The sequence below is a fragment of the Streptomyces flavofungini genome (genome assembly GCF_030388665.1).
GTDB lineage: Bacteria > Actinomycetota > Actinomycetes > Streptomycetales > Streptomycetaceae > Streptomyces > Streptomyces flavofungini_A.
Genome location: NZ_CP128846.1, coordinates 5,832,677 through 5,855,682, shown reverse-complemented (window position 1 = coordinate 5,855,682; position 23,006 = coordinate 5,832,677). Strand labels below are relative to the sequence as shown.

The 23,006-nt window shown below is 71.0% G+C and carries 19 protein-coding genes and 1 riboswitch; of the genes, 5 read left to right on the top strand and 14 right to left on the bottom strand.

The features are described from left to right. Nucleotides 1–46: 46 nt before the first annotated feature. From QUY26_RS24805 to clpS, 8 genes are all read right to left on the bottom strand, one after another. The gene (locus tag QUY26_RS24805; protein WP_289950340.1) at nt 47–835 is read right to left on the bottom strand and encodes an ABC transporter ATP-binding protein; all 789 of its coding nucleotides are present in this window, start codon (nt 833–835) and stop codon (nt 47–49) included. Beyond that, nucleotides 832–2,013 (bottom strand): FecCD family ABC transporter permease, encoded by a 1,182-nt coding sequence (locus QUY26_RS24800; protein WP_289950338.1) that lies wholly within the window; start codon nt 2,011–2,013, stop codon nt 832–834. The genes QUY26_RS24805 and QUY26_RS24800 overlap by 4 nt, the downstream gene beginning before the upstream one ends. A 47-nt stretch (nt 2,014–2,060) precedes the next feature. Beyond that, nucleotides 2,061–3,032: an ABC transporter substrate-binding protein gene (locus QUY26_RS24795; RefSeq protein ID WP_289950337.1), complete on the bottom strand. Its 972-nt coding sequence runs from the start codon at nt 3,030–3,032 to the stop codon at nt 2,061–2,063. Between the two features lie 44 nt (nt 3,033–3,076). After that, nucleotides 3,077–3,194: riboswitch (cobalamin riboswitch) on the bottom strand. 11 nt (nt 3,195–3,205) lie between these two features. Next, entirely contained in the window at nt 3,206–3,628 is a 423-nt protein-coding gene (locus QUY26_RS24790; protein ID WP_289950335.1) for a M67 family metallopeptidase, read from the bottom strand. Nucleotides 3,629–3,711: 83 nt separating this feature from the next. Then, nucleotides 3,712–5,217 carry an amino acid permease gene (locus QUY26_RS24785; RefSeq protein ID WP_289950333.1) on the bottom strand — a complete coding sequence of 502 codons (1,506 nt, stop codon included), beginning with the start codon at nt 5,215–5,217 and terminating at the stop codon, nt 3,712–3,714. 410 nt (nt 5,218–5,627) lie between these two features. Then, a complete protein-coding gene (locus QUY26_RS24780) occupies nt 5,628–7,172 on the bottom strand; it encodes an alanine/glycine:cation symporter family protein (protein ID WP_289950331.1) in 1,545 nt (514 codons plus the stop codon). A 384-nt stretch (nt 7,173–7,556) separates the two neighbouring features. After that, on the bottom strand, nt 7,557–8,165 hold the full coding sequence (locus QUY26_RS24775; protein WP_289950330.1) for a DUF2017 domain-containing protein: 609 nt from the start codon (nt 8,163–8,165) through the stop codon (nt 7,557–7,559). An 11-nt stretch (nt 8,166–8,176) separates the two neighbouring features. Beyond that, a complete protein-coding gene (gene clpS, locus QUY26_RS24770; RefSeq protein ID WP_289950328.1) occupies nt 8,177–8,494 on the bottom strand; it encodes an ATP-dependent Clp protease adapter ClpS in 318 nt (105 codons plus the stop codon). An 80-nt stretch (nt 8,495–8,574) separates the two neighbouring features. On the opposite strand from clpS, the gene QUY26_RS24765 reads away from it, so the two are divergent. Both QUY26_RS24765 and QUY26_RS24760 read left to right on the top strand, forming a co-directional pair. Continuing rightward, a complete protein-coding gene (locus QUY26_RS24765) occupies nt 8,575–9,912 on the top strand; it encodes a nicotinate phosphoribosyltransferase (RefSeq protein ID WP_289950326.1) in 1,338 nt (445 codons plus the stop codon). Nucleotides 9,913–9,990: 78 nt separating this feature from the next. Beyond that, on the top strand, nt 9,991–10,575 hold the full coding sequence (locus tag QUY26_RS24760) for a nicotinamidase (RefSeq protein WP_289950325.1): 585 nt from the start codon (nt 9,991–9,993) through the stop codon (nt 10,573–10,575). A 271-nt stretch (nt 10,576–10,846) separates the two neighbouring features. Here QUY26_RS24760 and QUY26_RS24755 read toward each other — a convergent pair whose 3' ends face one another. Next, nucleotides 10,847–11,161: a hypothetical protein gene (locus QUY26_RS24755; RefSeq protein ID WP_289950322.1), complete on the bottom strand. Its 315-nt coding sequence runs from the start codon at nt 11,159–11,161 to the stop codon at nt 10,847–10,849. A 134-nt stretch (nt 11,162–11,295) separates the two neighbouring features. After that, on the bottom strand, nt 11,296–13,734 hold the full coding sequence (locus QUY26_RS24750; RefSeq protein WP_289950320.1) for an immune inhibitor A domain-containing protein: 2,439 nt from the start codon (nt 13,732–13,734) through the stop codon (nt 11,296–11,298). Nucleotides 13,735–14,224: 490 nt separating this feature from the next. On the opposite strand from QUY26_RS24750, the gene QUY26_RS24745 reads away from it, so the two are divergent. Next, the gene (locus tag QUY26_RS24745; RefSeq protein WP_289950318.1) at nt 14,225–14,581 is read left to right on the top strand and encodes a hypothetical protein; all 357 of its coding nucleotides are present in this window, start codon (nt 14,225–14,227) and stop codon (nt 14,579–14,581) included. A gap of 96 nt (nt 14,582–14,677) precedes the next feature. Here QUY26_RS24745 and QUY26_RS24740 read toward each other — a convergent pair whose 3' ends face one another. Together QUY26_RS24740 and QUY26_RS24735 are read right to left on the bottom strand one after the other, a co-directional pair. Next, nucleotides 14,678–15,373, bottom strand: coding sequence for an RDD family protein (locus QUY26_RS24740; protein WP_289950316.1), 696 nt, complete (start codon nt 15,371–15,373; stop codon nt 14,678–14,680). A gap of 129 nt (nt 15,374–15,502) precedes the next feature. Further along, complete coding sequence (locus tag QUY26_RS24735) at nt 15,503–17,359, bottom strand: RDD family protein (RefSeq protein ID WP_289950315.1); 1,857 nt, start codon at nt 17,357–17,359, stop codon at nt 15,503–15,505. Between the two features lie 288 nt (nt 17,360–17,647). On the opposite strand from QUY26_RS24735, the gene QUY26_RS24730 reads away from it, so the two are divergent. Continuing rightward, complete coding sequence (locus QUY26_RS24730) at nt 17,648–18,130, top strand: SsgA family sporulation/cell division regulator (protein ID WP_289950313.1); 483 nt, start codon at nt 17,648–17,650, stop codon at nt 18,128–18,130. 77 nt (nt 18,131–18,207) lie between these two features. Here QUY26_RS24730 and QUY26_RS24725 read toward each other — a convergent pair whose 3' ends face one another. Next, nucleotides 18,208–19,617, bottom strand: a complete 1,410-nt coding sequence (locus tag QUY26_RS24725; RefSeq protein ID WP_289950311.1) for an FAD-binding oxidoreductase — start codon at nt 19,615–19,617, stop codon at nt 18,208–18,210. A gap of 97 nt (nt 19,618–19,714) precedes the next feature. Between QUY26_RS24725 and QUY26_RS24720 the strand changes: the two genes are divergently transcribed. Next, nucleotides 19,715–21,379: a tetratricopeptide repeat protein gene (locus tag QUY26_RS24720; RefSeq protein ID WP_289950310.1), complete on the top strand. Its 1,665-nt coding sequence runs from the start codon at nt 19,715–19,717 to the stop codon at nt 21,377–21,379. Nucleotides 21,380–21,744: 365 nt separating this feature from the next. On the opposite strand, the gene hppD is transcribed toward QUY26_RS24720, so the two are convergent. Beyond that, entirely contained in the window at nt 21,745–22,890 is a 1,146-nt protein-coding gene (gene hppD / locus QUY26_RS24715; protein ID WP_289950309.1) for a 4-hydroxyphenylpyruvate dioxygenase, read from the bottom strand. Between the last annotated feature and the right edge of the window lie 116 nt (nt 22,891–23,006).

The window sequence follows — 23,006 nt, the reverse complement described above, 5'->3', positions numbered from 1 at the left end:
CGGATCACGTTCGGTGGCCGGACGGGGCGAGGCGACCGCACCGGCGTCAGGCTCGGTGCGCCCCCGCCACCCCCGGCAGATACGTCACCGTCGGCGCCCCCGTCGCCGGATGCACCGACACCTCCGCGGCGACCCCGTACACCGCCGCCAGGAGCTCGCCCGTGAGGACGTCCGCGGGCGGGCCGGAGGCGACGACGCGGCCGGCGTCGAGGACGTACAGGCGGTCGCAGTAGTACGCGGCCAGGGTCAGGTCGTGCAGGGCGAGCAGGTTGGCCGTGCCGAGGCCGCGGACCAGGCCGAGGATCTCCAGCTGGTAGCGGATGTCGAGGTGGTTCGTCGGTTCGTCGAGGACGAGGACGGCCGGTTCCTGCACCAACGCCCGCGCGGTCAGGACGCGTTGGCGCTCGCCGCCGGAGAGCCGCGCGAAGGCGCGCCCGGCCAGGGCGGCGGCGCCGACCCGCTCCAGGGCGTCGTGGACCAGTTCCTCGTCGGCGGCGGTGTCGCCCTCCCAGAAGCGTTTGTGCGGGGAGCGGCCCATGGCGACGATCTGGCGGACGGTGAGCTCGAAGCCCGTCTGGCCGTCCTGCGGGACCGTGGCGATGCGGCGGGCGCGGGCCTTGACGCCGGCGCCCGCGAGGTCGTCGCCGTCGAGCAGGACCCGGCCGCCGGTGGGAGTGAGCGTCCCGTACACACAGCGCAGGAGCGTCGTCTTGCCACTGCCGTTGGGGCCGACGAGGCCCACCGTCTCGCCCGCGGAGAGGGTGAGTGAGACGGCGTCGACGAGGCGGTGGCCGGACGGGGTGTCGTACGTGAGGTTCTCGGTACGGAGCTTCATGCCTCCGCCCCCTCCCGCGTCCTGCCCCGCCGCAGCAGCCACAGGAAGAACGGGCCGCCGGTGAGCGCCGTGAGCACGCCCACCGGGATGTCCTGCGGCGCCGCCACCGTGCGCGCCGCCAGGTCCGCCACCACCAGGAACACCGCCCCCATCAGCGCCGCCACCGGAAGCAGCGCCCGGTGCGCCGCGCCCACCAGCATCCGCGCCGCGTGCGGCACCATCAGGCCGACGAAGCCGATCGCCCCGCTGTGCGCGACGAGCACGCCGGTCACCAGCGAGGTGAGCACGAAGACGCCCGCGCGGAACCGGGCCGTGTCCAGGCCGAGCACGGTCGCGCCCTCCTCCCCCACCAGGAGCAGGTCCAGGGGGCGGGCAAGGGCGATCAGCAGCGCCGTGCCGACGGCCAGGACCGCGAGGGGCAGCGAGAGCATGTCCCAGCGGGCACTGCCCAGGCCGCCCAGCGTCCAGTACAGGACTTCCTTCAGGTGGTCCGCGCGGGCCGAGACGACCAGGATCAGGCTGGTCAGGGCCGCCAGGACGTACGACACCGCCACGCCCGCGAGGATCAGGCGGGTCGTCGTGAAGCCGCCGCCGGGCTCCCGTGCGAGGGCGTACACCACGAGCAGCGCGAGGAACGCGCCCGCGAAGGACGCCGCCGGGATCGTCACCGTGGTCGCCATGCCCGCGCCCAGGCCGAGCACGATCACCGAGACCGCCGCCGCGGAGGCGCCCGAGGAGACGCCCAGCAGGAAGGGGTCCGCCAGGGGGTTGCGGACCAGGGCCTGGAGGGTGGCGCCCACCACGGCCAGGCCCGCGCCCACGGCTGCGCCGAGGATGACCCGTGGGAGGCGGACGTCCAGGACGATCGTGCGGTACGGGGAGGGGTCGGCGTTGCCCGTGAGGATCTGGATCACGTCGGCCGTGGGGATTCTGACGGAGCCCAGGGCGAGGGCGGCGAGGCTCGCTGCCGCGAGGGTCAGGAGGAGGGCCGTGATGACGACGGTGTACGGGAGGGTGCGGGGGTGGGGTCCTGCCGGGGGCTCCCCGGTCCCGCCCCGTCCCGGAACCGGGGGCGCTGCCCCCGGGCCCCCGGGGGCGGGTGGCCCCTTCGGGTGGGACGGGCCGCCGCCGATCGGCGCTCCGCGCCTCGTCCGCGAACGCCGGACGGGCTGAAGCATGCCGCCCCCGGGCCTCGCCCCGGCCCCCCGGACAAGCTCAAACGCCCTCACCGCAGCTGCTCCGCCAGCTTCCTCACCGCTGCCGGTGCCCGCACCCCCAGCACCACGTCCGACAGCGGCAGTACCGCGAACCGCTTGTTCTTGATGGCGGGGACGTCCTTGAGGGCCGGGTCGTCCAGGAGGCGCTTCTTCTTCTGGGCGACCGTGGAGGCGCCGTAGTCGTAGATGACGATGACCTCGGGGCGGCGGTCGACGACCGTCTCCCAGGAGGCGTCGCCGAAGGACTTGTCGAGGTCGGCCATGATGTTGCGGCCGCCCGCGCGCTCGATGATGTCGTTGCCGATGCCCCGGCCGCCCGCGGTGAACGCGGTCTTGTCGCCGCTGTCGTAGACGAAGACGGCGGGCTTCTTGCCGCCCTTGGCGGACTGCTTCGCGGTGGCGGCGAGTTCGGCCTTCGCGTCGCGCACCCACTTCTCGGCCCGGTCCCTGACCCCGAACGTCGCGCCCGCCTCGCGCACCTCGCGGTACACGTCGTCCATCGTGACGGGCTTCTTGGCGCAGCCCTCGACGTTCAGGCGGGTCTTGATGCCGGACTTGGCGAGGGCTTCGCGGGAGCGGCCGTCGCCCGCCGCGAAGGCGCTCGCGTAACCGCCGTACACGAAGTCGGGGTCGGCGGAGAGCAGCTTCTCGTAGGAGGGGTACTCCTTGGCGATGACCGGGCGGGAGTCGTACGCCTTCTTGTACTCGGGGAGCACCTTGTCGTCGAGGTAGGCGGTCCCCGCTATGCGGTCTTCCAGGCCCAGTTCGAGGAGGATCTCCGTCACGTGCTGGTTCATGGTGACCGCACGCTTCGGGGGCGCGTCGTATGTCGTCCTCGTCCCGCAGTTGGTGACGGTGTACGGGAATCCGGCGGCCTTGGCGTCGGATTTCTTGGAGTCGTCGTCGGACGACGAGGACGACGAGCACGCGGTCAGCGGCAGCAGGATCGCCGCCGCGGCGAGCAGGGCGCGGGTGCGCATGGGTAGCGGGCCTCCTCCAGGGGATTTCCGCGTCCCCTGAGTGCGTGTGGAGGAGGCGGCAGGGCAGTTCCTGGCTCCCGGGCGCGGGGGGCGGCCGGTCACAGTGGCGGGACCGCGCCGGTTTTCCACCGGCTTCCTGGGTCCTGCCGCCTCTGAGGTCGTGAAGCTCGCGCTCAGTATGCCTCGACGACCCTGACCTCCTCCTCGGTGACCTCGCCTTCGACGATCCGGAACGAGCGGAACTGGAAGGGTCCGGCGTCGTCGGTGTCGGCGGTGGAGACGAGGAGGTAGTGGGCGCCCGGCTCGTTGGCGTAGCTGATGTCGGTGCGGGAGGGGTAGGCCTCCGTGGCCGTGTGCGAGTGGTAGATGACCACGGGCTCCTCGTCGCGGTCGTCCAGGTCGCGGTAGAGCCTCAGCAGGTCGGCCGAGTCGAACTCGTAGAACGTGGGCGAGCGGGCCGCGTTCAGCATCGGCACGAACCGCTCGGGGCGGTCGGTGCCCGCAGGCCCCGCGACGACGCCGCAGGCCTCGTCGGGGTGGTCCTTGCGCGCGTGCGCGACGATCTGGTCGTGGAGGGCCCGGGTGATGGTCAGCATGTCGGCCAGGATAAGCAGCGGGGCGGCCCCGTACCGAAGTGTGGTACGGGGCCGCCCGCATGCTGGACGCGAGGCGTCCGGGGTCAGTCCTTGGTGACCGGTGCGGCGTCCTCGGCGGCCGGGCCGCCGTGCACGCGCTTCTTGAAGGCCGCGGCCTGCGGGTTGCGGCTCTTGAGGACCAGGTAGGACACGCACAGGATCGCGGCCCAGATCGGCGCGCAGTACAGCGAGATCCGCGCGTCCTTGTCGATGCCCATCATCACGATGACCATGCCGATGAAGGCGAGGGCGAACCAGCTCGTGTACGGGGCGCCGGGCGCCCGGAACGTGGACTGGGGGACCTCGCCGCGGTCGGCCTTGCGGCGGTAGCGGATCTGCGAGCAGAGGATCATGATCCAGGCCCACATGCCGGAGATGGTCGCGAAGGAGACGACGTAGTTGAACGCCTCGCCGGGCCACTGGTAGTTGATCCACACACCGACCAGCATCAGCGCGGCGGACGCGGTGGTGCCGACGAGCGGCAGGCCGTTCTTGGTGAGCTTGGTGAAGAACTTCGGGCCCTGGCCGTTGAGCGCGAGGTCGCGCAGCATGCGGCCGGTGGAGTACATGCCCGAGTTGCAGGAGGACAGCGCGGCGGTGAGGACCACGAAGTTCACGATCGCGGCGCCGACGCCGAGGCCCATCTTCTCGAAGGCGGCGACGAACGGGGAGACGCCGGGCTGGAAGTGCGTCCACGGCACGACCGACAGGATCATGATCAGGGCGCCGACGTAGAAGACGGCGATGCGCCACGGCACGGTGTTGATCGCCTTGGGAAGGGTCTTCTTCGGGTCCTTGGACTCGCCCGCGGTGACGCCGACCAGCTCGACTGCGAGGAAGGCGAACATCACGATCTGCAGGGTCATCAGCGTGTTGCCGATGCCGTTGGGGAAGAAGCCGCCGTTGTCCCACAGGTGCGAGACGGAGGCGGTGTCACCGGCGTCGGAGAAGCCGATGGTGAGGATGCCGGCACAGATCAGGATCATGCCGATGATCGCGGTGACCTTGACCATCGAGAACCAGAACTCCAGCTCGCCGAAGAGCTTCACGGAGATCAGGTTGGCGCCGTACAGGATGACCGTGAAGATCAGCGCGTACGCCCATTGCGGGATGGAGCCATGGGTCCAGTACTGCATGTACTGGGCGGCCGCGGTGACTTCGGTGATGCCGGTGACGACCCAGAAGAGCCAGTACGTCCAGCCGGTCACGAACCCGAAGAACGGGCCGACGAACTCACGGGCGTACTCCGAGAACGAGCCCGACACGGGCCGGTACATCAGGAGCTCGCCGAGCGCGCGCATGATGAAGAAGATCACGAGGCCCGCGATGGCGTACGCGAGGATGAGGCTGGGCCCGGCCTTGTGGATGGCCTTGCCCGCGCCGAGGAACAGGCCGGTGCCGATGGCACCGCCGATCGCGATCATCTGGATCTGCCGGGCGCCCAGCCCGCGCTGATAGCCCTCGCTGTCGCCGGACGCGCCCTCCGTGGCCGCCGCGGCACCATTGCCGCCGTGCCCGTCGTGGTGTTCTTCGACCTGCACTGAGGTCATGGTGACGCCTTTCTCCATGCTGATCCGCGCCGCGAACTGCGGTTTCGCCGCGGACCAGGTCCTGATCCCCCCGGATGGTGATGGAGTGCCGCCGACGGTCTGCCGGCCCCTGGCGTGCCCTTGGTGACATGGGTGGCGTCACCGAACGGTCGTGAAGATGTACCACGGTGAGCGGAAGTTCCTTTTCGTAAGGTGTGACGCACCCCACGAAGAAAATCGATCAAATTTCTCCTTCCGCGACATTAGCCATCACTGCTTTGACGAGATCGTTATCCGGATTTGAGCGACCGTTGAGCGAACAGCGTGCTGTCTGCACGGGATCTGTACGGACAGCACGAAGGGCCCGCCCGCATGGAGGAATGCGGGCGGGCCCGGAGGGAACCGCGATCGTGGACCGGGGGGCGCCTCGGTCAGTCGGCCTTCGTCACGACGCTGTCGGCGGCGCCCACGGCTGCGGCCTCGTCCGGCTCCGGCTCGCCGTTCCCGCGTCGGCGGACGTAGGCGAGGAAGGCGTCCAGCTCCCGCTTGACCACCGGGGCCAGCAGGTAGAGGCCGATGATGTTGAAGACCGCGAGCATGAAGAGCACCGCGTCGGCCAGGTCGAACAGCTTGCCCAGGGTGAGCAGGGAGCCGAGGACACAGCCGGCCGAGTACAGGACCTTGTAGGTGAGCTCGCTGGCCCGGCTGCGGCCGAAGAGGTGCGTCCAGGACTTGAGGCCGTAGTAGCCCCAGGTGAGCACCGTGGAGAAGGCGAAGAGCATGACCGCGACGGTCAGCAGGTGCGGGAACCACGGCAGGACGGTCTCGAAGGCGTCCGAGGTGAGCGTCACACCCTGGGCGTTGTCGATGCTCCCGCCGACCTTCCAGCTGGCGGGGTCGGCGATGACGATGGTCAGCGCGGTCATGGTGCAGATGACGACCGTGTCGATGAACGGCTCCAGGAGCGCGACCAGGCCCTCGCTCGCGGGGTGCTTGGTCTTCACCGCGGAGTGCGCGATCGGGGCGGAGCCGATGCCGGCCTCGTTGGAGAACGCGGCCCGCTTGAAGCCGACGATCAGCGCGCCGATGATGCCGCCCGTGACGCCCTGCGGGTTGAAGGCGCCCTCGACGATCGCGCTGATCGCCGACGGAACGGCGGTGACGTTGACGAGGATGACGATCAGGCAGACCACGATGTACATACCGGCCATCGCCGGGACCAGACGGCTGGTGACGGCGGCGATGGAGCGGATGCCGCCGATGAGCACGATGCCGACGAGCGCGGCGATCAGCAGGCCGAAGAAGAGCGCGCCCGACGAGGAGCTGATCCAGCCGTCACCGGTGACCTTGGCGAGCTGCGCGTAGCTCTGGTTGACCTGCAGCAGGTTTCCGCCGAAGAGGCCGAAGAAGAGGATGCAGATGGAGGCGAGGACAGCCAGGACCTTGCCGAGCTTGAGTCCCCAGCCGCCGAAGCGTTCACCGAGCCCCTTGGGCAGGTAGTGCATCGGGCCGCCGGAGACGGTCCCGTCGGGATGCACCTGGCGGTACTTCACGCCGAGGGTCACCTCGACGAACTTGGTGGCCATGCCGAGCAGGCCGCAGAGGATCATCCAGAAGGTGGCTCCCGCGCCACCGATGCTCACCGCGACGGCGACACCGGCGATGTTGCCGAGACCGACGGTGCCGGAGACCGCGGCGGTCAGCGCCTGGAAGTGATTGACCTCCCCGTCCGACCCCTTCTCGTCGTACTTGCCACGCACCACGTTCAGGGCGAGTTTGAACTTTCCGAACTGGACGAAGCCGAAGTAGAGGGAGAAGACGAGACCCGCGACGACGAGCCAGGCCACGATGAGCGGCAGTTCGGTATCGCCCACGGGGACCGCATAGAAAACGATCTCGCTGAGCTTCTTGGTTACAGGCTCAAACCAACCGTTCACGGTGCGGTCGACGGAGTCGGTGAAGGATTCGAGTGACATCTGGCTACCTCAGTGGCGCAGGACTGCCGCGGGGAAAACGACAGGTGAGGGTGCGGTCTTTGAGTGAACGCCGTTGTCCAGTCGGCGACTTGAGGCACTCCGGATCCGCGGACTCGGACCGGTGGCGCCTCGGTGGTGCACGTGCCGCACGTCATGCGTTGCCGACGGCGCGCGACTCCCAGTGGCCGGCGAGGGGTGGTGCCGGAAAAGGAGTTGCGTAGTGGTACCACGACTTTGCCGCACCTTTACGTGGCGCACGTCACACGCAAACGGGCCGAAACGCGCTCACCTGGCGAAATGAGGTCGCCATGTGATCCGATCGTTATTCGGAACTGGAGATCCATTGAGCGAACACGGCCAGAACCGTGCTAGATACACACGCTTTCAGGCGAGCAGTGTCTCGACCAACGTCTCCTGGAGCCCGCCCAGCCACAGATAGGCCATCACCATCGGCTTGCGCGGGTCGGAGTCCGGCAGCCGGAAGAGGATGTCGGTGTCCTCCTCGTCGGTCACGTCGAGCCGGGTCCCGATCGCGAGCCGCAGGTCGTTGAGCGCGCCGAGCCAGTTGCGCGACTCCTCGGCGGACAGCTTCAGGACGGCGCCGCCCTCGCCCGCGACGGTGAGCGCGTCCAGGGAGCGGATCACGGCGAGGGCGTCGTCCCGCTTGCGGGCCCTGAGGTCGTTCTCGGTGAAGCGGCGGAACTCGGCGGAGTAGGCCCGCAGTTCGTCGGCCTTCTCCGGGGGTTCGGACTCGCTGCCGGGGCCGCCGTACGCGTCCGGGAGCAGCCTTTTCAGCACCGGGTCGGCGGGCGGCTCGCTCGGGCCCTCGGCGAACAGCTCCGCGAAGGGGTCGCCGTCGGCGCCCGCGGGCTCCTCGCCCGGGCCGATCAGCTCCAGGAGCTGGACGGCGAGGGAGCGGATGATCGAGATCTCGACCTCGTCGAGTGCGACGGCCGCGCCGCCGCCGGGGATCGGTTCGAAGTGTCCTGGCATCGGTCGCGTCGCTACTTCCGGTCCTGCTGGAGCGTGGCCCACAGCCCGTATCCGTGCATCGCCTGCACGTCGCGTTCCATCTCCTCGCGGGAACCGCTGGAGACGACGGCCCGGCCCTTGTGGTGCACGTCCAGCATCAGCTTGGTGGCCTTGTCCTTCGAGTACCCGAAGTACGTCTGGAAGACATAGGTCACGTAGCTCATCAGATTGACCGGGTCGTTGTGCACGAGCGTGATCCACGGAACGTCCGGCTCGGGGACCACGAAGGTCTCCTCTTCCGCGTCCGGGCGTGTGATCTCTACGGGAGCAGCGCTACTCACTTGCCCCATGCTGCCACCCGGGAGGGCCGGACGCACAAACGGACCCCTGAAATCGTCAGAGTGACGAGATGCGGGGTAGCATCCTTGTCATGAACTCTGGGGAGCATGACCTGGGGCTGCCGGTGGACGTCCCCTCCACCGCGCTCTTCACGGATCACTACGAGTTGACGATGTTGCAGGGCGCGCTGAAGTCGGGCACCGCCGACCGGCGCTCGGTCTTCGAGGTGTTCACCCGCAGACTGCCCGAGGGCCGCCGCTACGGCGTCGTGGCCGGTACCGGGCGGGTCCTGGACGCGGTCGAGAACTTCCGCTTCGACGCCGCCGTGCTCGCCTTCCTGCGCGAGCGCGGCGTCGTGGACGCACCGACGCTCGACTGGCTGGCCTCGTACCGCTTCAGCGGGGACATCTGGGGCTATCCGGAGGGCGAGACGTACTTCCCCGGCTCGCCGATCCTGCGGGTCGAGGGCTCCTTCGCGGAGTGCGTGCTCCTGGAGACGGTGATCCTCTCCATCCTCAACCACGACTCGGCCATCGCCGCGGCCGCGTCCCGCATGGCCTCCGCCGCGGGCGACCGGCCGCTGATCGAGATGGGCGCCCGCCGCACCCACGAGCTGGCCGCCGTCGCCGCCGCGCGGGCCGCCTACGTCGGCGGCTTCACCACCACATCCGACCTCGCGGCCGGTTTCCGCTACGGCATCCCGACCGTCGGCACCTCCGCGCACTCCTTCACGCTCGTCCACGACAGCGAGCGGGACGCCTTCCGCGCCCAGGTCGACGCGCTCGGCCGGGGCACCACCCTGCTCGTCGACACCTACGACGTCGGCGAGGCCGTCCGGATGGCCGTGGAGATCGCCGGGCCCGAGCTCGGCGCCGTCCGCATCGACTCCGGCGACCTGCTGCTCGTCGCCCACCGGGTGCGCAAGGAGCTCGACGAGCTCGGCGCCACCGACACCAAGATCGTGGTCACCTCCGACCTCGACGAGTACGCCATCGCCTCGCTCGCCGCGGCGCCCGTGGACGCGTACGGCGTGGGCACCCAGCTGGTCACCGGCTCCGGGCACCCCACCTGCTCCATGGTCTACAAGCTCGTCGCCCGCGCCCGCGGCGCCGACCCCAAGGCCCCCCTCGAACCCGTCGCCAAGAAGTCCCTCGGCGGGAAGTCGTCCCTCGGCGGCCGCAAGTGGGCCGCGCGGCGCGTGGACGCGGACGGGGTCGCCGAGGCCGAGGTCATCGGGACCGGGCCGGTGCCCGCCGACCTCGCCGACCGCCAGCTCCTCGTCGAGCTGGTCAAGGCAGGGGACGTCGTCGCCCGTGAGCCCCTGGACGTGGTGCGCGAGCGGCACGCCGCCGCGCGGGGGCGGCTGCCGCTCTCGGCCACCCAGCTGTCGCGCGGGGAGGCGGTCATTCCCACCGAGTACCTGGCCTGAGTGCGTCGCCCGCCCTCTCCCGTAACGGAGAGGAAGTCTCTACGCTCGGTTCATCCAGCCAACTGAAGGAAACCCGCCATGCGTCGCGCCCTGATCGTCGTCGATGTACAGAACGACTTCTGCGAAGGGGGCAGTCTCGCGGTGTCCGGCGGAGCGGATGTGGCTGCCGCCATCACCGAACTCATCGGGCAGGCCTCCCCCTGCTACCGGCATGTCGTGGCCACCCGTGACCACCACATCGACCCCGGTGACCACTTCTCCGACCAGCCGGACTTCGTGCGGTCCTGGCCGCCGCACTGCGTCGCCGGGACGGAGGGGGTCGGGTTCCATCCGAACTTCGCGCCCGCCGTGGCGTCCGGGGCGATCGACGCCGTCTTCGACAAGGGGGCGCGCTCGGCCGCCTACAGCGGGTTCGAGGGGGTCGACGAGAACGGGACCTCTCTCGCCGCGTGGCTGCGGGCGCGGCAGATCCAGGAGGTCGACGTGGTCGGGATCGCCACGGACCACTGTGTGCGGGCCACCGCGCTCGACGCCGTCCGTGAGGGTTTCCGCACCCACGTCCTCCTCGACCTCACGGCCGGGGTGGCCGAGGAGACCACTCAGCGGGCCCTGGACGAGCTGCGCACCGCCGGGGCCGAACTGACCGGCAAGCCGGTGGTGTGACCTTCGCGGGGCGCCCCAGTCCCACCCCCTTCTCCGAAACCGGGGCTCCGCCCCTGGACCCCAGGGGGCGGGCGTCCCGGGCGGGTGGGACGGGCCGCCCCCGATCGCGCCGCGCGCTCGTCCTCGATCGCCGGCGGGCCAGGAGGTTGCTGGGGCGAGCTGGAAATGTGCGGGTGAGAATGTCAGCCCGTCCGGCGTTTGAGGACGAGGCGCGGAGCGCCGATCGGGGGCGGGTCGCCCCACCTGCGCGGGACATCGCCCCGGCCAGGGGCTACGCAGCCGCGCCGCGTCTCAGGAGCGCCCGGATCGGATGCCAAAGCTCCGCCGCCCCGTCCGGCGCCGTGCGCCATATGAGGCCGTCGGGGTGGTGCAGCACGGCGGTGACCTCGTCCGGGGTGGGGGGCTCCGTGTTGCCGCGGAGGTAGACCGCCCGCAGCCCGAGATTGCGGAGCCGGGTCAGGGCCCGCGCCCGGTTCGCCGCGCGGACCAGAACGCGCACACTGCCGCCCCCGGGCCCGGGGCTCGGCAGGGTCAGCGCCACCACCACGCTGCCGTTGGGCAGCTTGCAGAAGCCTCCTGCGGCCATGCTCTGTCACACCCCCGTGAGACGTCGTGTCAATAAGAGAACCACAGGACGCACTCAAACACGATCGGCCGCCGCCCGCTAGAGGGCGACGGCCGATCGGCCAGAAACAGGCTCTTGACCTGCGTAAACGAGATTTACTTGGTGGACTTGCCCACCTGGAGCGTGATCGTCGAGCCGTCCTTGGGCTGCTTGAGGATCTTTATCCGGGTGTTGGTGTCAGTGACCTTGACACTTCCGGTGGGGTTCTCCGCGTACCAGTAGGTGCCCTTGCGGTCGTCGAAGACGGAGACGCCCTTCTTCGACTTGATCTTGAGGGCGACGTCGGCGTTGTGAAGCGTGAACGCGCGCGTGCGGTACTTCGAGAACGGCGCGTCGAACGGCTGGATCTTGTTGCGCAGAAGCGAGCCGTCCTTCCACTTCATCGGCTTGGCGTGGGCGTCGATCGGGAGGATCAGACCCTTGCCGGGGTGCTGGCTGACGTTGTTGTCCTTCTGGGAGGTGTCCCACTGCCAGATCATCAGGCCGGTCTGGTAGGGGTAGTGCTCGACCCAGTCGGGACGGGAGTTGGAGAAGCCGAAGTTGTACGGACCGACCTTCAGGGTCTTGTCGTACGACACGTACTGGCGGTTCTCCGCGAGGTAGTACTGCTCGTACTGCTTGGTGAAGGACTCGCCGATGCGCGAGAAGCCCTTCGTCTTCCAGCCGTTGTCGTCGCCCTCGGCGCCGTCCTCGAAGAGCTTGGCGCCGTCCGCGGTCAGCGTGATCGCGTCGGCCGCGAAGCCCTTGAGCGCCGTGCCGCCGTCGGTGGCGTAGCGGAAGCGGACGTCGATCTTCTTGCCAGCGTAGGCGTCCAGCGGGAAGACCAGCTTCTGGTACTTCTTCGAGGAACCGGTCAGGGCCGGCTTGTCGCCCGCGTCGCGGGTGATCTGCTTGCCGTCGGCCGTGCCGTCGACGGGCGTCCAGTTGGCGCCGGAGTCGGTGGACACCTCGGTGTAGAGGTAGTCGTAGTTGGACTCGATGTCCCACCAACCCTGCAGCGAGAGCTCGGCCTTGGACTTGCCGGTGAGGTCGACGCTGCGCGTCAGCGTGTTGCGCAGGTCGTCGTCCTGGCCGCTCCACCACTGCTTGGTGCCCTCGGCGGGCTTCACGACCGTCGTGGTGACCGGCTTCTTGGGCAGGTCGACGAGGAGCGCCTGGCGGTGCCGGGTGTTGTACTCGGACACGCCGAGCTTGTGCTCGGAGGTCGTCGCGGCCTTCGCCCGGTCGTAGTTGAGCCAGCCCAGCTGGAACTTGTCCCAGGCGGTCATGTCGCCCGGCAGGTCGCCGATCGAGCCCTTGCCGGTGCCGAGCCAGGAACCGGCCGACATCAGCGACCAGAAGCCGACGGAGTTCTCGGCCTTGCCGGTGGTGTCGTACAGGTCGGGCAGGCCCAGGTCGTGGCCGTACTCGTGGGCGAAGACGCCGAGGCCGCCGTTCTCGGGCTGCATCGTGTAGTCGCCGACCCAGATGCCGGAGTCGCCGATCTGGGTGCCGCCCGACTTGTTGTCGGCGGGGCCGGTCTTGCCCGCGTCGTTACCGTAGGCGTACCAGCGGTGCGCCCACAGGGCGTTCTCGCCCTCGGCGCCGCCGCCCGCGGACTCGTCCTCGCCCGCGTGCACGATCTGGAAGTGGTCGATGTACCCGTCGGGCTCGTTGAAGTCGCCGTCGCCGTCGAAGTCGTAGCGGTCCCACAGGTCGTACTTGGCGAGGTCGGCCTTGATCTGCGCGTCCGTGCGGCCCTTGGCCTTCTGGTCCTTGACCCAGGCGGTCGTGCCGTCGCGCACCGCGTCCCAGACGTTGGCGCAGTTGGAGTCGCCGCAGTAGTTGGAGCCGTAGCGGGCCTCGTTGTAGTCGACCTTGACCCAGTCCGAGACCTCGCCGTCGACCGAGTAGCGGCCGGACGACGTCTTCTCGTAGTAGGTCTTCAGGGAGTGCTTGGGCTTGCCCTTGGCGTCCTTGCCCTCACCGAAGTACAGGTCCTGGAAGTGCTTCCGGTTGTAGTCCGCCTGCCAGGCCGTGCTGTTGTCCTTCGCACGGTCCGGCTTGGCTATCTTGTTGTGCGCGGGGCCGGGCTTGCCGCCGTACTTCTTGACGGGCTGCTCGGGGCCGTCCGGTCCGTCGGGGTCGTACATGGTGGTGTCGTCCACCTTGTCCCCGAACTCCACCAGGATCGTGAAGATCTTGTCGGTCTTCTCCCGGCCCAGCTCGACGTACTTCTTGTCGTCGAGCTTGACCACGTTCGACCCGCCGCGCTTGCGCACCTTGGCGTCGCCGGAGACGACCTGCTCCAGGGCGGCCTTGCGCTGCTGGGCCTGCTGCTTGCTGAACGGGCCCTCGAGGTCGTGGTCGACGTGGGCCTTGGCGTCCGCCGGATCCCGGCGGTCGATGGCTGCCACCTTGCCGGTCGCGGACGCCTTGTCGCCGCTCCCGCCGTCGTCGGCGGCCGCCACTGAATAGGCGGAGAACGTCGCGGTCGCAGCCGCGAGAGCGACCGCTGCCGCGGTCGCTCTGAACGTTCGTCTCTTGATGGTCACTTGATGCTGTCCTCCCCCGCGCCCGCATCACGGACCGCAATTCCCGGTCGAGGAGGTCCGCGCGCGATATGCGCGTCACAAGTGACGACATTCGACCGGAGAGAGGGGAGAAAAGACAGACCTTGACTTGAACAGGCCAAGTACCCTATGCAGACTCGACCGACCGCTATCCGAACATGATCAAGCGTGATCGGGGCGGCGCACGGGCAACACCCCCCGCCCCCTCAACAGGCGCGCCCCGCCGTCCAATTGGCGGGACGCATGAATCCATGCGCCCCCTGTGCACCGGCACCGTGGGTTAGGTCACGCTTACCGCCCGTTCCCGTCGGGCATGCAGGCGAATAGAGTCATTTCGACGGTGCGCACGGGTACTCGGCGAAGCTTCCAAGTCGCCACCTTTGAGCACCCTTTGATTCGCATACGTCCACATCGTCTTGATCTCTCCCCCGCATCCGCTGTCCCGAGGACGGATCACGCCATGTCTCGCCCCATGCCTCGTCCGACCGTCGCACAGCTCGCCTACGGTTCCGCGACCGTCATCTGTTCCACGCTCGCCATGCTGCTGCTCTCGCAGACGAGTTCGGCGCCGGGCGTCGCGGTCATAACCTTCGCCGCGCTGGGCCTGGGCCTGCTCGTGGCCATGACGGTGCCCCTGCCCAAACCGGCCCCGGAGCCGGCCGGGCCCCCGCCCGCCGCCGCGGTCCCGGCCCCCGCGCCCGCCTTGACCACCTCGAACTTCGAAGAGCGGATCCCGGTGCAGCGCACCGTGCTCACCCCCGACTCCGCCACCGGGCAGCACACCGCACCGCACGCCCCACTGCCCGTACGCGAACCGGCGGGCCCCTGAGCGTCACCTGCCCTCGCAGGTGACGCCCACGGACCCGCCGCGACCCACCGCCCGGCGCCGCCGCAGCGCCGGGCTCTCAGCATGCCCTCGCGCCGCTCAGCCCACGCTGACCACCACCGTCTTGGCCGCCTTGTCGTGCAGCCCCTGCTTGTAGGGCTTGTCGAAGAAGCTCCAGCCGCCGCAGATCGCCGTCCAGATGCAGGCACAGCAGAACGCGAACGGGATCCACAGCACCGCCGAGCGCGCGAGCGCCGTCTGCAGCGTGGGGTTCGCCCCGTCGTTGAGGTTCGCCACCCTCATTCCGAGCCATTTCTTGCCCAGCGTCTGCCCCGTCTTCGAGATCAGATAGCTGTCGTACGCCATGTACAGCACGGCGGCGAGCAGGGACTGGCCGAACGACCTGCCCGCGTCCACCTTGTCCGGGTCCCAGTCGTACTCGTTCGTCCCGAAAAGGAGGGACAAAAGGATGACGACCGCGCCGACGAGGATCATGTCGATGATGCGGGCGAGGACGCGCTTGCCGCTGTCGGCGAGCGGGGGCATGCCCGCGAGGGGGTCCTGCCCGCCGAAGCCGCCGCCGTAGGGGTCGCCTCCGTACGGGGGCGGCGGGGTGCCGCCGGGGCCGCCGCCACCGAAGGGGGTGCCGCCGCCCGCGCCCGGCGGTGGCGGGTCGTACGGGGAGCCCCCGCCCGGCGGCGGGGGCCCGTCGGAGGCCGGGGGCGGCTGCTTCCTGAAGGGGTCGTTGTCGTCGGGGTCCGGGCCGTTGGGGTATTGCGGCGGTTCGGTGCTCATGGGGTGAGTGCACCTCGAAGTGGAGTGCGCCGCATGCGACGAGCGGCTGTCCGGGTTACGACCCCCCGCGGGGGCCTCTACCGAAGGTAGGCCCGCGCCCGGCCCGGCGACACCCCGCCGACAGGCCGCTCAGCCCGCCACGAACGTCCCGGCCGCCTTGTCGTGCCAGCACTGGCGCCAGGGGCGGTCGAACAGGCACCACAGCACCCCGACGACCCCGACCACCAGGACCCCCGGCACGCTGTACACGAGCCAGCGCCGCAGCGCCGCCCCGAACGACGGCGCCCCGTGCTCCTCGATGTCCCTGACCTCGACCCCGCACACCTTCTTGCCGAGGGTGCGGCCCCACTTGGCCGTGGGCAGCGCCTCGTACAGGACCCCGAAGAGCAGCAGCACGCCGAGGACGATGCCGAGGTACCCGGCCGTCGTCCCGTCGAGCAGCCACACCGTGACCTTCTCGCCCGACAGCTTCGCCGCGTCGATCTTGCTGTCGATGTGGTCCGCGGCCCGGGTGCCGAGCGGCAGCGCCGCCCCCGCGGTCACGGCGGCGAGCACCACCGTGTCGATGAACCGCGCCGCGAACCGCTTGCCGAGCCCCGCGGGCCGCGCCTCCGACTGCGCCTGGACCACCGCCGCGAACGGGTCCGCGGTCACCGGCTTCCACGGCAGGACGGGGCCCTCGCCCTGCGGCCCCGACTGCCCCTGCCCCGGCGACTGCGCGAGCTGGTGCACCTGCTGGGCCCAGGAGGCCGACCCGCCGCCGGGCCCGGACGTCAACGGCGAGGCGACTCCGCCCGGGGCGCCGCCTTGGGCACCGCCCTGGACACCGGCCTGCGGGGGCACACCCTGCTCCTGTGCCCCGGCCTGCGGGGGCACACCCTGCTCCTGTGCCCCGGCCTGCGGGGCGCGTCCCTGCTGCTGCGGCACCACAGGAGTCTGGGCGGCCGCGGCCGCGGGAGTCGCTGAAGAAGGGGACGGAGAAGGGGACGGGGAAGGGGAGGCATGGATGGAGACAGGAGTGGAGGGCGAGGGCGAGGGCGACGGGGATGAGGCAGCGGCGCCGGAAGTGTGCCCCGCTTGCCCCGACTTGGGGCGAAGGGCCCGGATCGCCATGGTCCCCTCGGTCCCGCCGTCCGCGTCCGGCGTCCCGGCCCCCGCCGGTTTCACCGGACCCGTCGGCCGCCGGAAGGTCACCGTTCCCTCGGTGGTGGCGGGCTTCGGCACGGCGTGCTCGACGGCCCGGGACGTCGCCGTGCCCGGCCCGTCCGCGTCGGCGTCCCCGGGTCGGCCGACGGCCGCCGGAGCCTGCTCCCGCTGCCCCGGCTCCTGCCGCGCACCGGGCTGCTGTTGCGCGGGCACGCGCCGCGCGCCGGCTTCGGCCGCGCTCCCCGCGGCCGCCCCCGCCGCGCCGGGCGCCGCCCCCTCGCCCCGCACGCGCGGGTCCCGCGGGTCCGCCTGGGCGGGCGAGCCCCATGACACCCGCTGGTCCTGCTCACCGCCGAGCCCCGTCTGCCGGGCCGCGTCCGCCTGCCAGGCCGAGGCGGGCTCGGGCTTGGCCCCGTGCTGTCCGTCACCGAACCCGGCACCCGCACCGGCTCCGAAGCCGGACCCGGCAGCGGAGCCGGAGGCAGAACCGGAGCCGGAGGCGGCGTCAGGACCGGCGCCCAGGCCCAGACCGACCCCCAGGCCGATGTTCGTGTCCGTGTCCGGGCCGGTCTGCGTCACTCCTCCCGGCTCCTCGTCGAAGAACACCGGGCCGGTCTCCTCGGCGGCAGCGGGCGCAGCCGGGGCCGGAGCGGGGGCGGGGGGCGCGGTGGCCGAGCGGGGCGGTGCGGGCAGGGGCTCGCCGTCGGACGGTGCGGGACGGCTGGTACCGGGCACCCAGGCCGCGCCGTTCCAGTACCGGACATATCCCGGAATGGACGGATCGGGGTAGTAGCCTTCGCGGGGCCTGTCGTCGCCGGGGGCCGGGGTTGGGGCGCTCATGTCCGTCGTCCCGTATCTGCTCGGGGGTCTTGTGAGGCTCCACATCTATCAGACCCGCACGCCGCGTCGGGCGGCTCCCGCCGCACCGCCCCCTTCCGTGCACGGTTCCTCCCCGCCGTCCGAACACGCCCGCCCGCCCCGTGTCGTACCCGGCGAAAAAAACTTCCCGAAGTCGCGTAATGCCTGGCCGCCCGCGCGCTCTCACTCTCTGCGGGCCTGAAACGGGCCCGGTGCGCGGCCCCGCTCCCGGGACCGCGTACGCAGCGAGAGAAAGGAAGCGCACGCGCTATGCACACCGTGGTGGAACGCGAGCTGGAGCTCAAACTCGTCCTCTCGCCGGAACGGGCGATCCCCGTCCCGGCCCGGCTCACCTACCGCACCGACGATCCGTACGCCGTCCACATCTCCTTTCACATCGGCTCCGAGAACCCGGTGAACTGGACGTTCGCCAGGGAGCTCCTGGTGGAGGGGGTGTTCAGGCCGTGCGGCCACGGCGATGTGCGGGTGTGGCCGACGAAGGTCGAAGGGCGGTCCGTCGTCCTGATGGCGCTCAGCTCGCCCGACGGCGACGCTCTCCTGGAGGCCCCGGCGCCCGCCGTGTCGGCCTGGCTGGAGCGCACCCTGCGGGTGGTCCCTCCGGGCTCTGAGGCCGAGCGGCTCGGCATCGACGACGGCCTGGCCGAGCTGCTCGCCCCCACTCCTGGCCGCGCGGACGAGCTGTGGCTGCGCGACCCGTGGCCGAGCGACGAGTCGAATGAAGGAGGCGAGTGAACCGCAACCATCGATTGAGCGACCCCCCGCGGCGAGCAATTCGGTCCGCGAGAGCGGCGCCGGTTCAGGCGCGAAAATCAGAAGAGCTTGCCCGGATTGAGGAGGTGGTGCGGGTCGAACGCCGTCTTGACGGCGCGCTGCATCTCCACGCCCACCGGTCCGAGCTCGCGCGCGAGCCAGTCCTTCTTCAGGACGCCGACGCCGTGTTCACCGGTGATGGTGCCGCCGAGTTCGAGGCCGAGGGCCATGATCTCGTCGAAGGACTCGCGGGCGCGCCGCGACTCATCGGGGTCTGCCGCGTCGAAGCAGACGGTGGGGTGGGTGTTGCCGTCGCCCGCGTGCGCGCAGACCCCGATGGTCAGTCCGTACTTGTCGGCGATCCGCTCGACCCCTTCGAGCATGTCGCCGAGCCGGGAGCGCGGTACGCACACGTCGTCGATCATCGTCGTGCCCTTCACCGCTTCGAGTGCGGTGAGGGACAACCGGCGTGCCTGGAGGAGGAGCTCGGACTCGGCGGCGTCCTCGGCGGGGACGACCTGGGTCGCGCCCGCGGCCTCGCACAGGGCGCCGACGGCGGCGAGGTCGGCGGCGGGGTCCGGGGTGTCGAAGGCGGCGAGGAGCAGCGCCTCGGTGGTCTCGGGGAGACCCATGTTGCCGAGGGCGTTGACGGCACGGATCGTCGTACGGTCCATGAGTTCGAGGAGCGACGGCACATGGCCGCCTTCCATGATCGCGCAGACGGCCGCGCAGGCGTCGGCGGCCGAGCCGAACTCGGCGGCGAGCACGAGCTGTTGCGGCGGCTGCGGCTTGAGGGCGAGGACGGCGCGGACGACGATGCCGAGGCTGCCCTCGGAGCCGACGAACAGGCGCGTCAGGTCGTATCCGGCGACGCCCTTGGCCGTGCGCCGCCCGGTGCGAAGGAGCCGGCCGTCGGCGAGGACGACGTCGAGGCCGAGGACGTACTCCGCGGTCACTCCGTACTTCACGCAGCACAGGCCGCCGGAGGCCGTGCCGATGTTGCCGCCGATCGTGCACATCTCCCAACTGGAGGGATCCGGCGGGTAGAAGAGGCCGTGCTCGGCGACCGCGCGGGAGAGCGTCGCGTTGATGACGCCGGGCTCGACGACGGCGATCCGGTCGACGGGGCTGATCTCGATGATCCGGTCCATCTTGACCAGCGAGAGGACGACGCAGCCCTCGCTCGCGTTCGCCGCGCCGGACAGGCCGGTGCGGGCGCCCTGCGGGACGACCGGGACCCGCAGCTCGGTGGCGGTCCGCATGACGTGCTGGACCTCTTCGACGGTGCGCGGGAGCACCACGACGGCGGGGGTTCCGGCCTCGCAGAAACTCGCCATGTCGTTGGCGTACGAGGCCGTGACGTCCGGGTCGGTGAGGAGCGCGTCGGCGGGGAGTCCGGCGCGCAGGCGGCCTTGGAGGTCGGCGGGTGCGGCGGGGGTGTCCGGCGTGCGGTGCGTGCCACTGCTCATGATCACAGCCTCGCACTCGGGGCCATCGGTGTGAACCCGTGTGCGACGCCGTTCGCGTGCCGGGATGCGCTCTTCGTATTGACGCACAGTGAGCGCCATGGAGACCGAGGAGACCCCCCAGACCCCGCCCGAGGGCTCACCCCAGGGCTCACCCGAGGACTCGCCCCGGGCCGCACCCGGGACCGCGCCCGTCGCACCGGCGGCACCGGCGGTGCAGAGCTCCGACGCCGTACGCGGCCCGCGCCACGCGCGCACGTCCCTGATCTCGGCGATCTCGGCGACCTCGGCGACCTCGCGCGGCCCGCTCGGCGGCGGCCCCCGGCCGCGCCGCTCCCCCGCCGCGCGGCGCGCGCTCGTCGCCGCCGTCGCGGGCTGTGCCGTGCTGGGCGGGGCCCTGGTGTTCCTGCCCGACCGGGGCGAGGACTCCGCGCCGCCCGCGCTGGGGCCCGCCGGGCGGGCGGCGGCCGCCGTGGGGGCCGGGGCGCCGGCCGCGATGCCCGACCTCGCGGTGCTCATCGGTGAGCGCGAGGCGCACCTGCGGGCACACCCCGGCGACGACCAGTCGTGGGCGGTGCTCGGTTCCGCGTACGTCGAACGGGGCCTGCGGACCGCCGACTCCGCGTACTACCCGAAGGCCGAGCGGGCCCTGCGCACCTCGCTGCGCACCCGGCCCGAGCGGAACGCGGCCGCCCTCACCGGTCTCGCGGCCCTCGGCAACGCCCGGCACGACTTCCGGGGCGCGAAGAAGTGGGGCGAGCAGGCGGTGCGGCTGGCGCCCCGGCGGTGGGCGGCGCACGCGGCCCTCCTCGACGCCTACCGAGGGCTCGGCGACGACAAGGGGGTCGAACGGGCCCTGGCGAAGGTACGCGGACTGAGTCCGGGCACCGCCGCCGCCCGCGTCCGGTCCGGGGCGGTCTACCGGGACCGGGGCTGGCGCGAGGACGCGGCCGCGGCGCTCTCGGACGCGGCGGCGCTCGCGCGGACGCCCGCCGAGCGGGCGGCCTGCCTGTACCGGGTCGGGGAGTTGGCCTGGGAGCGAGGTGAGCCGGGCGACGCGCTGCGCCACTACGACGCCGCGCTCGCGGCGGACCCCGACCATCACCCCTCGCTCGCGGCGAAGGGGCGCGCGCTCGCCGCGGTCGGCCGGACGTCGGACGCCCTGCAGGCGTACCGGGCCGCGCTCGTGCGGCGCCCCGCCCCCGAATACGCCCTCGAACTGGGTGAGTTGTACGAGTCCCTGAAGCTGCGGCCCGCCGCTTCCGCCCAGTACGACCTCGTGCGGGCGCGGGTGCGGCAGGGAGGTCTCGGCGGGGTCAACGACGAGCGGGTGCTCGGGGTGTTCGAGGCGGAGCACGGGGACGCGGGGGCGGCGGTGCGGAGGCTGACCGCGGAGTTCAGGCGGCACGCGTCTCCGGAGAACGCGGATGCGCTGGGGTGGGCGCTGCATCGCTCCGGCAAGTCCGAGGAGGGCCTGAAGCACGTCGAGGCCGCGGTGAAGAAGGGCCCGCGCAGCGCGCTGTTCGCCTACCACCGCGGGGCCATCGAGCGCGCCCTCGGCCGCTACGGCGCGGCCCGCCGCCACCTCGCGGAGGCCCTCCGCATCAACCCCCACTTCTCGCCCCTGGCGGCTCCCGCGGCCCACGCCGCCCTGAAGGCCCTGGGCGACCCCCCGGACGGCGGCCCGGCCCAGGTCTACGCCCCGCGCGGCGCCCCCATCCCGAAACTCCCCCGCCCCACGAAGCCCTCTGGGCAGTCCGACTGAGCCCCCGCGTATCGGCTCCGTCGGCCCGGGCTGTGCCCACCCGTTCCGCCCTCTGGGCGGACCAGCTGCCCACAGCGGGGGGGCGGCACGACGCGGTGCCCGCAGCAGCGAAAGCGCCGGGCCGCAGCCGCCGGACAACGGGCCGTGGCACAGGCGGCCAGGAGCCTGCGGCGGGGTGGAAACGGGCGGTCGGGCGGGAGATGTCCGCCGCGGCAGCGGTGGCGGGACCCGACGGGCCGCAGACGCCGACGGCGGGCAACCCCCACTGGAGACGTTGACCGTCCGGTCGGGCGGGAGATGTCCGCCGCGGCAGCGGCGGGACAGGAGCACTCCCCACCCCGCCGCAGACGAAAGCGAACCCCGCCCTAGAGGTTGCCCCGCTTCTCCTGCTCCCGCTCGATCGCCTCGAACAGCGCCTTGAAGTTCCCCTTGCCGAAGCCCATCGACCCGTGCCGCTCGATCATCTCGAAGAAGACGGTGGGCCGGTCCTGGACCGGCTTGGTGAAGATCTGCAGCAGGTACCCGTCCTCGTCCCGGTCGACGAGGATCTTCAGCTCGCGCAGCGTCTCGACGGGGACACGGGTCTCACCGGCCCACTCGCCGAGCGTGTCGTAGTACGAGTCGGGGGTGTCGAGGAAGGAGACACCGGCGGCCCGCATGCTGCGTACCGTCGCGACGATGTCGTTCGTGGCGAGCGCGATGTGCTGCACCCCGGCCCCGCCGTAGAACTCCAGGTACTCGTCGATCTGGGACTTCTTCTTGGCGATGGCGGGCTCGTTGATCGGGAACTTGACCTTGAGCGTCCCGTCGGCGACGACCTTCGACATGAGCGCGGAGTACTCGGTGGCGATGTCGTCGCCCACGAACTCCTTCATGTTGGTGAAGCCCATGACCTTGTTGTAGAAGGCGACCCACTCGTTCATCTTGCCGAGCTCGACGTTGCCCACGCAGTGGTCGATGGCCTGGAAGGTCCGCTTGGCGGGCGGCTCGACCATGGGGTCGACGGCGACGAAGCCGGGCAGGTAGGGCCCGGTGTAGCCGGAGCGCTCGACGAGGGTGTGCCGGGTCTTGCCGTAGGTGGCGATGGCGGCGAGCACCACGACGCCGTGCTCGTCCTTGACCTCGTAGGGCTCGTCGATGCCGCGCGCCCCGTGCTCGACGGCGTAGGCGTACGCGGCGCGCGCGTCCGGCACCTCGATGGCGAGGTCGACGACGCCGTCGCCGTGCGCGGCGACGTGCTCCTCGAGGAAGGTGCCCCAGTCGCTGGAGGACTTGATGACGGAGGTGAGGACGAAGCGCGCGGAGCCGTTGGTGAGCACGTAGCTCGCGGTCTCGCGGCTGCCGTTCTCCGGTCCGGAGTAGGCCACGAGCTTCATGCCGAACGCCGTGGAGTAGTAGTGCGCGGCCTGCTTGGCGTTGCCCACGGCGAAGACGACCGCGTCCATTCCCTTCACCGGGAAGGGGTCGGCCTCGCGCGCGGTTTCGGGGGTGGTGTGTGTGGTCTGAGTCATAAGGGGAGGCTCCCGCCGATCCACAAGATGCGCAATAGTTCGCGTATTCACTGGGCAATCTGCCCAGCATGGGACCCGATTCAGCGGGCGTTCTGTACAGGATGCTCATCAGGGAG

Excerpts from the sequence above, each read along its gene's own strand:
- QUY26_RS24780 (WP_289950331.1), bottom strand. The coding sequence starts at position 7,172 with ATGTCACTCGAATCCTTCACCGACTCCGTCGACCGCACCGTGAACGGT.
- QUY26_RS24740 (WP_289950316.1), bottom strand. The coding sequence starts at position 15,373 with ATGAGCACCGAACCGCCGCAATACCCCAACGGCCCGGACCCCGACGAC.
- QUY26_RS24800 (WP_289950338.1), bottom strand. The coding sequence starts at position 2,013 with ATGCTTCAGCCCGTCCGGCGTTCGCGGACGAGGCGCGGAGCGCCGATC.
- QUY26_RS24775 (WP_289950330.1), bottom strand. The coding sequence starts at position 8,165 with ATGCCAGGACACTTCGAACCGATCCCCGGCGGCGGCGCGGCCGTCGCA.
- QUY26_RS24725 (WP_289950311.1), bottom strand. The coding sequence starts at position 19,617 with ATGAGCAGTGGCACGCACCGCACGCCGGACACCCCCGCCGCACCCGCC.
- QUY26_RS24755 (WP_289950322.1), bottom strand. The coding sequence starts at position 11,161 with ATGGCCGCAGGAGGCTTCTGCAAGCTGCCCAACGGCAGCGTGGTGGTG.
- QUY26_RS24745 (WP_289950318.1), top strand. The coding sequence starts at position 14,225 with ATGCCTCGTCCGACCGTCGCACAGCTCGCCTACGGTTCCGCGACCGTC.
- QUY26_RS24730 (WP_289950313.1), top strand. The coding sequence starts at position 17,648 with ATGCACACCGTGGTGGAACGCGAGCTGGAGCTCAAACTCGTCCTCTCG.
- QUY26_RS24720 (WP_289950310.1), top strand. The coding sequence starts at position 19,715 with ATGGAGACCGAGGAGACCCCCCAGACCCCGCCCGAGGGCTCACCCCAG.
- QUY26_RS24765 (WP_289950326.1), top strand. The coding sequence starts at position 8,575 with ATGAACTCTGGGGAGCATGACCTGGGGCTGCCGGTGGACGTCCCCTCC.
- QUY26_RS24790 (WP_289950335.1), bottom strand. The coding sequence starts at position 3,628 with ATGCTGACCATCACCCGGGCCCTCCACGACCAGATCGTCGCGCACGCG.
- QUY26_RS24760 (WP_289950325.1), top strand. The coding sequence starts at position 9,991 with ATGCGTCGCGCCCTGATCGTCGTCGATGTACAGAACGACTTCTGCGAA.
- QUY26_RS24805 (WP_289950340.1), bottom strand. The coding sequence starts at position 835 with ATGAAGCTCCGTACCGAGAACCTCACGTACGACACCCCGTCCGGCCAC.
- QUY26_RS24785 (WP_289950333.1), bottom strand. The coding sequence starts at position 5,217 with ATGACCTCAGTGCAGGTCGAAGAACACCACGACGGGCACGGCGGCAAT.
- QUY26_RS24735 (WP_289950315.1), bottom strand. The coding sequence starts at position 17,359 with ATGAGCGCCCCAACCCCGGCCCCCGGCGACGACAGGCCCCGCGAAGGC.
- hppD (WP_289950309.1), bottom strand. The coding sequence starts at position 22,890 with ATGACTCAGACCACACACACCACCCCCGAAACCGCGCGCGAGGCCGAC.
- QUY26_RS24795 (WP_289950337.1), bottom strand. The coding sequence starts at position 3,032 with ATGCGCACCCGCGCCCTGCTCGCCGCGGCGGCGATCCTGCTGCCGCTG.
- clpS (WP_289950328.1), bottom strand. The coding sequence starts at position 8,494 with ATGGGGCAAGTGAGTAGCGCTGCTCCCGTAGAGATCACACGCCCGGAC.